Annotated in this window: 12 protein-coding genes; 5 read left to right on the top strand and 7 right to left on the bottom strand. The window is 56.7% G+C overall.

Annotated features, from left to right (window positions below; genetic code table 11):
- The 4 genes from modC to metC form a co-directional block, all read right to left on the bottom strand.
- Positions 1-731: molybdenum ABC transporter ATP-binding protein (gene modC, locus ACESNI_RS12205; RefSeq protein WP_373087096.1), on the bottom strand; the 731-nt coding region annotated here is incomplete at its 3' end.
- Positions 731-1,420 (bottom strand): molybdate ABC transporter permease subunit, encoded by a 690-nt coding sequence (gene modB / locus ACESNI_RS12200; RefSeq protein WP_373087094.1) that lies wholly within the window; start codon positions 1,418-1,420, stop codon positions 731-733. The genes modC and modB, both read right to left, overlap by 1 nt.
- 2 nt (positions 1,421-1,422) lie before the next feature.
- Positions 1,423-1,824 carry a phosphoribosyl-AMP cyclohydrolase gene (hisI, locus tag ACESNI_RS12195; RefSeq protein ID WP_373087092.1) on the bottom strand — a complete coding sequence of 134 codons (402 nt, stop codon included), beginning with the start codon at positions 1,822-1,824 and terminating at the stop codon, positions 1,423-1,425.
- Between the two features lie 125 nt (positions 1,825-1,949).
- Entirely contained in the window at positions 1,950-3,125 is a 1,176-nt protein-coding gene (gene metC / locus ACESNI_RS12190) for a cystathionine beta-lyase (RefSeq protein WP_373087090.1), read from the bottom strand.
- A 309-nt stretch (positions 3,126-3,434) separates the two neighbouring features.
- On the opposite strand from metC, the gene ACESNI_RS12185 reads away from it, so the two are divergent.
- From ACESNI_RS12185 to ACESNI_RS12165, 5 genes are all read left to right on the top strand, one after another.
- The gene (locus tag ACESNI_RS12185) at positions 3,435-4,451 is read left to right on the top strand and encodes an amino acid ABC transporter substrate-binding protein (RefSeq protein WP_373087088.1); all 1,017 of its coding nucleotides are present in this window, start codon (positions 3,435-3,437) and stop codon (positions 4,449-4,451) included.
- Between the two features lie 114 nt (positions 4,452-4,565).
- On the top strand, positions 4,566-5,759 hold the full coding sequence (locus ACESNI_RS12180) for an amino acid ABC transporter permease (protein WP_373087086.1): 1,194 nt from the start codon (positions 4,566-4,568) through the stop codon (positions 5,757-5,759).
- Position 5,760: 1 nt separating this feature from the next.
- Positions 5,761-6,864: an amino acid ABC transporter permease gene (locus ACESNI_RS12175; protein ID WP_373087084.1), complete on the top strand. Its 1,104-nt coding sequence runs from the start codon at positions 5,761-5,763 to the stop codon at positions 6,862-6,864.
- Between the two features lie 12 nt (positions 6,865-6,876).
- Positions 6,877-7,647, top strand: a complete 771-nt coding sequence (locus ACESNI_RS12170) for an amino acid ABC transporter ATP-binding protein (protein ID WP_373087082.1) — start codon at positions 6,877-6,879, stop codon at positions 7,645-7,647.
- Between the two features lie 179 nt (positions 7,648-7,826).
- Positions 7,827-8,330, top strand: coding sequence for a DUF4823 domain-containing protein (locus ACESNI_RS12165; protein ID WP_373087080.1), 504 nt, complete (start codon positions 7,827-7,829; stop codon positions 8,328-8,330).
- 24 nt (positions 8,331-8,354) lie between these two features.
- Here ACESNI_RS12165 and ACESNI_RS12160 read toward each other — a convergent pair whose 3' ends face one another.
- From ACESNI_RS12160 to sseA, 3 genes are all read right to left on the bottom strand, one after another.
- Positions 8,355-9,173, bottom strand: coding sequence for a hypothetical protein (locus tag ACESNI_RS12160; RefSeq protein WP_373087078.1), 819 nt, complete (start codon positions 9,171-9,173; stop codon positions 8,355-8,357).
- A gap of 102 nt (positions 9,174-9,275) precedes the next feature.
- Positions 9,276-9,836, bottom strand: a complete 561-nt coding sequence (locus tag ACESNI_RS12155; protein ID WP_373087076.1) for a GNAT family N-acetyltransferase — start codon at positions 9,834-9,836, stop codon at positions 9,276-9,278.
- On the bottom strand, positions 9,826-10,695 hold the full coding sequence (gene sseA, locus ACESNI_RS12150; RefSeq protein WP_373087074.1) for a 3-mercaptopyruvate sulfurtransferase: 870 nt from the start codon (positions 10,693-10,695) through the stop codon (positions 9,826-9,828). The genes ACESNI_RS12155 and sseA overlap by 11 nt, the downstream gene beginning before the upstream one ends.
- Positions 10,696-10,707 lie beyond the last annotated feature (12 nt).

The following is a 10,707-nucleotide window of genomic DNA, read 5'->3' as shown; positions in this document are numbered from 1 at the left end:
GCGCTGACGTTCGCCTCGACAACCGACCCGGCATCATAGCCACCGCTAAAGGGGATAAGGTCGAGACGGCTCAGGATTTCCGCTGTCGGGCCTGCTCCTTTCAGCGCGCCATTCTCAATCAACAGGACGGTATCAGCCAGGCGGCTGACCTCCTCGATAGAGTGGGAGATATAGAGGGTGGTGATGTTGAACTCGGCCTTCAACTGCTCGATCAGCGGCAGGATCTCACTTTTACGCGCAGCATCAAGACTGGAGAGCGGCTCGTCCATGATCAGGATTTTCGGGTTGCTGAGAAGCGCCCGGCCAATCGCCACCCGCTGCCTTTCGCCGCCGGAAAGCGCGGTGGGTGAGCGGTCGAGCAAGCCGCCAATCCCGAGGATATCGACGACGGTCTCGAACTTGATGACGGGCGCGCCGCGGGTAACCCGGCGGTTGCCATAGGTGAGGTTGCCGCGCACGGTATAATGGGGAAACAGGCGGTGTTCCTGAAAGACGAAGCCGACATGGCGGCGGTGAACGGGAATATTGATGCTTTTGCGTGGGTCGAACAGGGCGCGACCATCCACATGTATATGGCCGTCATCGGGCCGGATCAGTCCGGCCAGCATTTTCGCAATCAGGGTCTTGCCCGCGCCGGACGGCCCGAAGAGGGCGGTGACGCCATCGGCGGCGGTGAATTCCGCTGATAAATGAAAGCCATGAACTGATTTCTTGAGACGGATATCCAGCATCAGCGGACCCCCCGTACACGTTTGAGCGTTCGCCGGGTCAACCATTCCGACAGGGCGATGGCCGCGAAGGCGAGGACAATGGACAGGATCACCAACCGCCACACGGCCTCCTCGCTATCAGGCGACTGCAGCAGGGAATAAATGGCAAGCGGCAGGGTCTGGGTCTGGCCCGGAATATTGGCGACGAACGTGATGGTGGCACCAAACTCCCCGAGGGCGCGGGCAAAGCCAAGCGTCGCCCCGGCAAGAATGCCCGGCAGGATCAGGGGCAGGGTGATGGTCAGGAACACAGCCAGCGGTGAGCGGCCGAGGGTCTGCGCCGCCACTTCAAGATTCTGGTCGACCGCCTCGATCGCCTGGCGGATGGCGCGGACGATAAACGGAAAGGCCATGACCGCGGTCGCGGCGACAACCCCCTTCCAGTTGAAAATCAGGGAAATGCCGAACGCCTTGTTGATCCAGCCACCTATGAACCCGTGATTGCCGAGGGTGAGCAGCAGCAGGTAGCCAACGACCACCGGCGGCAGGACGATGGGCAGATGGACGATGACGTTGAGCACGGTCTTGCCGTAAAACTCCCGCCGTGCCAGCAGCCAGCCGACCCAGATCGCGGGCAGCAGCGAGACGGCCACGCACCAGAGGGCGACTTTAAGCGAAAGCAGGATAACGCCGAGTTCTGCCGCTGACATGCCTACGCCTCCGGTTCTTTGGCCCCGTACATTTCCTCGGGGGGAATTTCGACTTCGCTGATAATCTCCGGCGAGCCCTCGCGGATCGCGGTGAAGAAGCAGTTATGGCGGCCGGTATGACAGGCGGGGCCTGTCTGGTCCACCAGAACCAGCAGGGTATCGCCGTCGCAATCGAGGCGCAATTCCACCAGCCGCTGGATATTGCCCGAGCTTTCGCCTTTGCGCCAGAGGGCGGCTCGCGACCGCGACCAGTAGCAGACACGCCCGGTTTGCAGGGTTTCCTGCACTGCCTCGCGGTTCATCCAGGCCATCATCAGCACCTCGCCGCTGTCATGCTGCTGGGCGATCGCGGGGACGAGCCCGTTCTGGTCGAAAGTGATTCTCTTCAAATATCCGCTGCCCATTCGCCGATCCTGTCTTTACCTGCTCCGGGCCCGTGTCTTGGGGCCGTCCCGGTCGGTGCCGTGAAATATACTCTGTTTACACGGATTTCCGAGGCGAATCATGCGTTTGATTCGAAAAGGAGCAATTATTTTATCGCTGCCGCCCGGGCAAAACCGGATTCGAGGTCGTCAATCAGATCCTCGATCGCCTCAAGACCGATATGCAGACGCAGCAGCGGGTTGCTGTTATCCCATTTGGTTGCGGTGCGATACTGGGACGGATCGGCAAGAATAATCAGGCTTTCATAGCCGCCCCAGGAGTAGCCCATGCCAAATAGCTTCAGGTGATCCATGAAGGCGGCCATCGCTGGCTTCGACAAGGGTTTAAGTCGGAATGAGAACAGGCCGGAGGAGCCGAGGAAATCCCGTTTCCAGATGGCATGGCCGGGATCGTCCGGCAATCCCGGATGAAGCACGGAATGAACCTCGGGGCGGCCCTGCAGCCATTCGGCAATGGCGAGGGCATTCGACATATGCTGCTTGAGCCGTACGGACAGGGTGCGGATGCCGCGCTGGGCGAGATAGACATCATCGGGTCCGGCAGTCTGGCCAAAATTATTGGCGCCCTTCTGCAGGGTCGGCCAGCAGTCTTTTGTTGTGGTCACCGCGCCGAGCATGACATCAGAATGCCCGACAATATATTTGGTGCCCGCCTGGATGGAAATATCAACCCCATGGGCGAATGGTTTGAAGAACAACGGCGACGCCCAGGTATTGTCCATTATGACAAGCACGCCCTTGGCGTGGGCGGCTTTCGCGATTGCCGGGATATCCTGCATCTCAAAGGTTTGTGAGCCCGGGGCCTCGGTGTAGACATAGCGTGTATTGGGCCGGATCAACTCGGCGATACCCGCGCCGATGAGGGGATCATAATAGGTGACCTCGACCCCGAAGCGGGTCAGCACACTGTCGCAAAATACCCGGCTCGGGCCGTAGACGCTGTCGGTCATCAGGACGTGATCGCCGCTTTCGACAAAGGCCATCATGGCAGTGGCGCAAGCGGCCAGGCCAGAGGGGAAAACCTGCGTCCGGTATCCGCCCTCAAGCTCGGAGATGGCATCTTCCAGCGACCAGGTCGTCGGCGTGCCGATCCGGCCGTAGGAGACAACCCGTTCGCCGGCGGCCCGTGCGGCATGCGTTTTCTGTAATGCCTCCAGGGTCGGATAGAGGATGGTCGAGGCGTGATAAACGGGGATGTTGACAACGCCAAAATTGGCCTCCGGATCGCGTCCGGCTACGACTAGTTTTGTTTCATCTTTCATTGGGAATTGGCCTGCTATTCGTGGGTGGAATACTGATTGTTGATATAGGAACGAGCCGGAGTTTGAAAGTCCAAATTTTCCCGCCGCCGAAATCCCCGCAAGTAATTTTTTCGCACCTGCAATAAATTTTTACGTTGACGCGTGGACTAAAAATACTATCGTCAAAGACTTAGGAAGTCATGATAAGTTAGATTATGACTTTCAGATGTAATTCACCGAAGTGCTCAGGATAAGGGTACAGTACTCAATGGAAGTATGTGATTTGCAAAAATAAATACTGACGAGAATTATGGACAGGAAGGTCATTTCATGAAAAAAGCGAGTTTTTTTGCTGTCGCAGCAACAGCGACATTTATGGCGACGGCTGCGACCGCTGCAACCCTTGATGACGTGAAGGCAAAAGGTTTCATCCAATGTGGTGTCACCACCGGTCTTGCCGGTTTTGCCGCACCGAATAACGAAGGCAAGTGGGAAGGGTTCGACGTTGATTTCTGTCGCGCCATGTCCGCGGCCATTTTTGGTGATCCGGACAAAGTGAAATATACCCCGACAACAGCGAAGGAGCGGTTTACCGCGCTTCAGTCAGGGGAAATTGATGTATTGGCCCGTAATACCACATGGACCTACAGCCGCGACGTCAAGCTTGGCTTTGAGTTCGCCGGCGTCAATTACTACGATGGACAGGGCTTCATGGTCAAAAAGAAACTTGGCGTGAAATCGGGTCTTGAACTTGATGGCGCTCGTGTCTGTGTTCAGTCCGGGACAACAACCGAACTGAACCTCGCCGATTATTTCACCGCCAACGGCATGAAGTATGACTCGGTCGTGTTCGACAGTGCCGACGAGGTGCGCGAAGCTTACCTCAAAGACACCTGCGACGTTTACACGACAGACCAGTCAGGCCTCTATGCGCAGCGCTCGGTTGTCCCGAACCCGGAAGATCATGTGATTCTGCCGGAAATTATTTCCAAGGAACCGCTTGGCCCGCTCGTTCGCCACGGCGACAATGAATGGGGTGATATCGCACGTTGGACATTGAATGCCATGATCGATGCCGAAGACCTGGGCGTGACGTCGAAGAATGTGGACGACCTGAAAGCGAACACCAAGAACCCGGAAATCCAGCGTATGCTGGGCACGTCCGAAGATCTTGGATCGCAAATGAAGTTGTCCGCGGACTGGGCCTATAACATCATCAAGATGGTGGGTAACTACGGCGAAGTCTTCGAACGCAACCTTGGACTATCAACGCCTCTTCATATCGAACGGGGTCTGAACGCCCAGTGGAATAAGGGTGGTATCCTTTACGCACCGCCGCTGCGTTAAGACCAAGACGCGAATATTATGCCAAGGGAGTGCATGACCTGTTTCGGCCGGACATGTACTCCCTTTGCTTTTTATCAGCCGTATTCACAACAACCCTTGGGGAGGACGTAGTTTATGACGGCAGAAGCAGCAGATCTTGAAGTTGCCAAGATCAACAGGTTTCGGGACCCGCGATTCCGGGCCATAGGATACCAGGTCATTGTTATCCTGTTAATCGCCGCCTTCGTCTGGTATGTCGGACATAACACGGCAATAAATCTCAACAAGCGTGGGATCTCATCCGGTTTTGGCTTTTTGAGCCAGCCCGCGGGATTTGGCATCGGTATTGTCCTGCTAATGGACTACAGCAGCCAGACATCGACCCATTTTGATGTTCTGCTTATCGGCATTATCAATACGCTGGCGGTATCGCTGGCCGGTATTTTCCTGGCAACCCTCACCGGGTTCCTGTTCGGTATCATGCGGTTGTCCAGCAACTGGATGATCAGCAAGATCGCCACCGTCTATATCGAAGTGGTGCGCAATATCCCGCTCCTGGTCCAGCTCATGTTCTGGTATTTCGCCGTTCTGGTGGTGCTGCCCGTCGTTGGCGACAGCTACCGCCTTGGAGAGAGCTTTTTCGTCAACAATCGCGGCGTTAATTTCCCGGCGATGATCCCCACAGACGGGTTCTGGGTTCTTCCGGTCTCGCTTCTCGTGGCGATTGTCCTGTCGATCGTTATCGCCAGATGGTCCCGCCGTCGCCAGAACCTGACCGGACAGTTGTTCCCGGTTCTCTGGACGAGTATCGGGCTGATTATCATCCTGCCGATCTTTGCCGCCTTCGTCATGGGCCATCCCTTTGACATGAGCTATCCGGAATTTGGTCGTTTCAGTATCCGGGGGGGCTGGTCGTTCGAGCCGGAATTCCTCGCCCTGCTATTTGGCCTGTCGATCTATACCGGTGCCTTCATCGCGGAAATTGTTCGCTCCGGCATCAATTCAGTGAGCCACGGCCAGTCCGAGGCGGCGCATTCACTGGGTCTGCGTCCGGGTATGACGACGCGGCTCGTTGTCCTGCCGCAGGCTCTCCGGGTGATCGTTCCGCCGTTGACAAGCCAGTATCTGAACCTGATCAAGAACTCCTCCCTTGCCACCGCCATCGGCTATGCGGATGTGACGGCGCTGTTTGCCGGGACATCGCTCAACCAGCCCGGCCAGGCGATTGAGGTGATTTTCATAACCATGCTGTTCTATCTCTCCATAAGCCTGCTCATTTCGATGTTTATGAACTGGTACAACACTCATATCGCATTGGTGGAGAGATAAGATGGCCATTGTAAAAACAGAACGCCATGAGGATATGCCACCGCCTGTCTCGCAAACCGGGGTGATTGGCTGGCTGCGGGAGAATTTATTCTCCAGCCCGCTGAACGGGTTGTTGACACTCATCTCGATCTACGTTGCCTGGGTGGCCCTCAGCGGGATCATCAATTACGCCTTTATCCATGCAAACTTTGCCGGGGAAACCCGGGCCGACTGTACGGATAGTGGCGCCTGCTGGGTTTTTATCAAGGCGCGGTTCGGCCAGATCATGTATGGATTTTATCCCCCTGAGGAACGCTGGCGGGTCGATGTCGGCTACGTGCTCGGGGCGATCGGGCTGTTCGCGATCCTCTCCGATGTGGTCAAGAACAAGAAATGGCCCGCGGTCTATATGTTCGGCGTCTATCCGGTGATCTGCTTCTTCCTGTTTTCGGGCGGGTATTTTGGGTTGCCGACCGTTGAAACCTCTGAATGGGGCGGGTTGTTCCTGACTCTGGTCCTGGCCTCGGTCTCGATTTTCGTTGCTCTGCCGCTCGGGATCGTCCTTGCGCTTGGCCGCCGCTCCGATATGCCGATCGTCCGCATGCTCTGCGTCGGGTTTATCGAGCTGATCCGCGGCGTGCCGCTGATCACGGTGCTGTTCATGGCGTCGGTCATGCTGCCGCTGTTCCTGCCCGAGGGGGTTAATTTTGACAAGCTCCTGCGGGCGCTGGTCGGCATGTCGCTGTTCTCGGCGGCCTATATGGCCGAGGTTGTTCGCGGCGGGTTGCAGGCCATACCCAAGGGTCAGCTGGAAGCGGCGAAAACGCTGGGGCTTGGATATTGGCAGGCCATGGCATTAATCATCCTGCCACAGGCGCTCAAGATCTCGATCCCGTCCATCGTCAACACCTTTATCGGCCTGTTCAAGGATACGACGCTGGTACTGATCATCGGGCTTCTTGACCTTCTGTCCATCGTCAAGGCAGGAACCACGGATAAGGAATGGGTCGGGATGGCCACGGAAGGGTACGTCTTCGTGGCGGCCGTCTTCTGGGTATTCTGTTTCAGCATGTCACGTTACAGCATCTGGTTGGAGCATAAACTCCACACCGGCCACAAAAGATAGGGAGGCAGAGATATGAGTGAAGCCGCCGCTGCGAACCAGCAAAGCGATGTTGCAATCCAGCTTATCGGGATGCACAAATGGTATGGGGAATTCCATGTCCTGAAGGATATCAACCTGACCGTCGAACGGGGCGAGAAGATTGTTGTCTGCGGCCCGTCCGGGTCCGGCAAGTCAACGATGATCCGCTGTATCAACCGCCTTGAGGAGCATCAGCAGGGCCAGATTATCGTTGACGGGATCGAGCTGACGAACGATGTGAAGAAGATCGACGAAATCCGCCGCGAGGTCGGCATGGTCTTCCAGCATTTCAACCTGTTCCCGCATCTGACCGTGCTGGAGAATTGTACGCTGGCGCCGATCTGGGTGCGGAAAACCCCGAAGGCCGAGGCCGAGGCCGATGCCATGAAGTATCTGGAGCGGGTGAAAATCCCGGAGCAGGCGCTGAAATATCCGGGCCAGCTTTCCGGTGGGCAGCAGCAACGCGTTGCCATTGCCCGCTCGCTCTGCATGAACCCGCGCATCATGCTGTTTGATGAGCCGACATCGGCGCTCGACCCGGAAATGATCTCCGAAGTGCTGGACACCATGATCAGTCTCGCCGAGGAAGGCATGACGATGATCTGCGTGACCCATGAAATGGGCTTCGCCAAAACCGTCGCCGACCGGGTGATGTTCATGGATGCCGGTGAGATTATCGAGCAGGCGCCGCCTGAGGAATTCTTCGAAAACCCGCAAAGTGAACGCACCAAGCTGTTCCTCAGCCAGATCCTGCACAACGCCTGACCGCAATACCCCGCAAAAAAGCCCGGCATTCGCGCCGGGCTTTTTTGTGTCGAACGGGGAAAGAGGATAATTATTTTGCAATAATTAATTGTTTTGTATTATTTAATTATAATAATTTGGTGTTTCTGAAGTACAGGTGAGGGGATAATTTGTATAAATATTTCTTGAAATTAATGTCGGTGTCGCTTGTGATACTGCTTTGCACCGCCTGCTCTCATAAATACAGGGTGGATTCACTGTCGACACCAGAGAAACTCATTCCTGTGAATAGCCATTACTACGTGATGATGGCGGCAGACGGCCATTTTGGCGGAACACAATATGTGGGTTCTGGGGTCATGGTGACGGATGCAGTCAGCATGGTATTACAGCAGCATCAGGGTGGAGTTACGAAAGCAACCTCGCTGGAAACGCTAGAACAGGCGCTGGAACGGGCAAACACCCAGAATATCGAGTACGTATTTCGCCCCCTCATCGTGCATTGGGAGGATCGGGCGACTGAATGGAGTGGCAGACCGGACCGCATAACGATGCGATATACAATCTTTGACGCCAAGACAGGAAAGGAAATCGCCTCAACCCTTGAGAGCGCGAGCAGTAAATGGGGAACATTCGGCGGTGACCATCCGCAAGACCTTGCACCGCAGACGGTTGAAGATTTTATCAACAGTGTATCAGGCTGAATAGGCAACAGCACCTATCGATAGTCAGCTTCCCGTCTCGAGAGCCTTCCAGTATTTTGTGTTGAGCTTGCCGATCAGGCGGTCGTGCCAGCTGCCGAGGCATTGGCGGAAGGTGAGGCTGCCGGCGGCGGTTCGGTCATAGCATTCGCCGATGACCGCATTGGCATTGTCCTGCGCGGGGCTCGAGAAGCCCGAGCCCCGGACAATCTCGTCATAGCGCGCCTTGGTCGCGGCCCGGGTCTCATCGCTCGCGCGGCCCTGAAGGGGCAGGCGGTTGATGGCCTGGTTGATCAGTTCCGCCGCGCCGCGCTTGCCAGTGTCCTGATCGACCAGCTTTGCCGCGAGCTCGCGGAGGGGGCCGGTGGCAAGGGCGATATCCTCATCGGTTTGCGGGTGAATATCGTTGGCGAACGGCATCGGCACGATGGTGATATTTTCCGGCACCGAGATCTGCACTGTCAGCGGGCCGTATTTCTTCAACTCGTTCTTGCGAAAGCCGACCCGGATGGCGTTATGGCCGCGTGCGCTCTCGATTTTAAGCGCGAGATGATCGAGCGAAATCTCCTGTCCCGCGGGCGTCATACCGGTCAAGATCAGATGTCGGTCGCCATGCACATAATAGGCGGTGCCGGGATTGGGGGAGCCGCGATGCTCCTGCAGGCAGATAGCGGTAAGCTCGACACTGCAGTCGGCGCCCTCGCATTCCATCGGCATTTTAAGGTCGGTTGAGGCCACGGACAGGATCTGCGGGGCGGCCCAGGTAGATGCGGCGGCCAGCGGCAGGGTGCCGAGGGCGAGGATGATGGGTAAAAACGCGCGTTTACAAGAGAGTTGCATTCCCATGGCGGGCACTCCAGCTGCAAAAATGAGCTGTTTTCTATATATCAGGATAAAATAATATGACTGACAGGTCAAGGCTGCAGGTGCAGCCTCCCGAGAATTTGATCAGGGGATCTCGACCGGGTCGATCTCGATTTCATGCTGGCGAACCGGCTCAAACCCCGACCGCTGATACATGGGCAGAGCCTTCGGGTGATCGAGGGTGCAGGTGTTGACGGTCACGCGCTCCGGGTCCTTGTTCCAGGCCTCGTCCAGCACCCAGTTGAGGAAATAGGGGCCGAGCCTCATGCCGATGAACTCGGGCATGATGCCGAAATAGGCGAGATCAACAACCGCCGGCAACCCGGCGGCATTCAGTTCGGCGTAGCCTGCGGGCACCCCGCGGATAGAGAGAACATAAATCTCTGTGTCCGGATTCGAGATAATTTTTTCAAGCTCTTCGTCACTGAGCAGCTTCCGATCGATCCAGGCCCAGTCCCGTCCCACCGTATCATAAAGATAGCGATAGAAGGAAACGGTCGGGTTTTCCGCCCGGATAATCGCGTGTGGCGCGCTCGGCGGCGGCGGGGGATTACCAGATAGCGACCGCTCCTGCATTTCGAGATAGGTAATGGTCACAGGCCATTTGCCCATCGCGGTTGGTTCAGGTGGTCGTTTAATCGGCATGGCTATTCCTGGTATCCACTGGTGTGGTTTCGTCCGACGCCCACTCGGTCCAGGATCCGTCATAGACGGAAACCCGGTTATGGCCGAGCAAATGCAGACCAAAGGCAAGAATGCAGGCGGATATGCCTGACCCACAGGATGTAATCACAGGTTGTTTTAAATCAAGGCCTGTTTCCGTAAATAAGGTTTTCAGCCGGTCGGCGGGGAGCAGGGTCCCGTCGGTGCTGTTAAACATTTTATTATACGGCAAATTGAAGGATGACGGGATATGGCCGCTGCGCAAGCCCTCACGCGGTTCGGCTTCCGTGCCGTCGAAACGGCCTGGGGAGCGGGCATCGAGTACTTGCTCGCGTCCCGTGGTCAGGTTGCGGCTGATCTGATCCTTCTCGCGGAGCATGAAGTTATTGATGCGGGAGGTGAAATGCCGCTCGGCGGGCATGACCGGGACATCGTCAACCGGGCGTCCCTCGGCCTTCCATTTCGGCAGGCCGCCATCGAGGATGGCAACATCATGATGCCCGAACAGGCGCAGCATCCACCAGGCGCGGGCGGCGCTGAGCAGGCCGGAGCCGTCATAGATGACGATCCGGTTGCCGTCGCCAAGGCCCAGCTTCCGCATCCGGCTCGAGAATTTTTCCGGGCTCGGCACCATATGCGGGAGCGAATTGTCGGTATCGGAAATGTCGTTGATATCGAAGAACACCGCTCCTGGAATATGCTCCTCGTCATATTCCGCGCGCGGATCGCGTTTTGTCGCCGGCATATACCAGGAGGCATCGACAATGCGCACGTCGGGGCCCGAGGCATGTTTCGACAGCCATTCGGTGGAGACTAGGGAGGAGGGGTTTACGTATGACATGATGCTTCTCAC

The sequence above is a fragment of the Sneathiella sp. genome (genome assembly GCF_041689005.1).
In the GTDB taxonomy this organism is placed as follows: Bacteria; Pseudomonadota; Alphaproteobacteria; order Sneathiellales; family Sneathiellaceae; genus Sneathiella.
This window is presented reverse-complemented; position numbering and strand designations above follow the sequence as displayed.

Coding starts and splice junctions, on each gene's coding strand:
- hisI (WP_373087092.1), bottom strand. CDS start 1,824: ATGGGCAGCGGATATTTGAAGAGAATCACTTTCGACCAGAACGGGCTC.
- ACESNI_RS12155 (WP_373087076.1), bottom strand. CDS start 9,836: ATGCCGATTAAACGACCACCTGAACCAACCGCGATGGGCAAATGGCCT.
- metC (WP_373087090.1), bottom strand. CDS start 3,125: ATGAAAGATGAAACAAAACTAGTCGTAGCCGGACGCGATCCGGAGGCC.
- ACESNI_RS12170 (WP_373087082.1), top strand. CDS start 6,877: ATGAGTGAAGCCGCCGCTGCGAACCAGCAAAGCGATGTTGCAATCCAG.
- ACESNI_RS12185 (WP_373087088.1), top strand. CDS start 3,435: ATGAAAAAAGCGAGTTTTTTTGCTGTCGCAGCAACAGCGACATTTATG.
- ACESNI_RS12160 (WP_373087078.1), bottom strand. CDS start 9,173: ATGGGAATGCAACTCTCTTGTAAACGCGCGTTTTTACCCATCATCCTC.
- modB (WP_373087094.1), bottom strand. CDS start 1,420: ATGTCAGCGGCAGAACTCGGCGTTATCCTGCTTTCGCTTAAAGTCGCC.
- ACESNI_RS12180 (WP_373087086.1), top strand. CDS start 4,566: ATGACGGCAGAAGCAGCAGATCTTGAAGTTGCCAAGATCAACAGGTTT.
- ACESNI_RS12175 (WP_373087084.1), top strand. CDS start 5,761: ATGGCCATTGTAAAAACAGAACGCCATGAGGATATGCCACCGCCTGTC.
- sseA (WP_373087074.1), bottom strand. CDS start 10,695: ATGTCATACGTAAACCCCTCCTCCCTAGTCTCCACCGAATGGCTGTCG.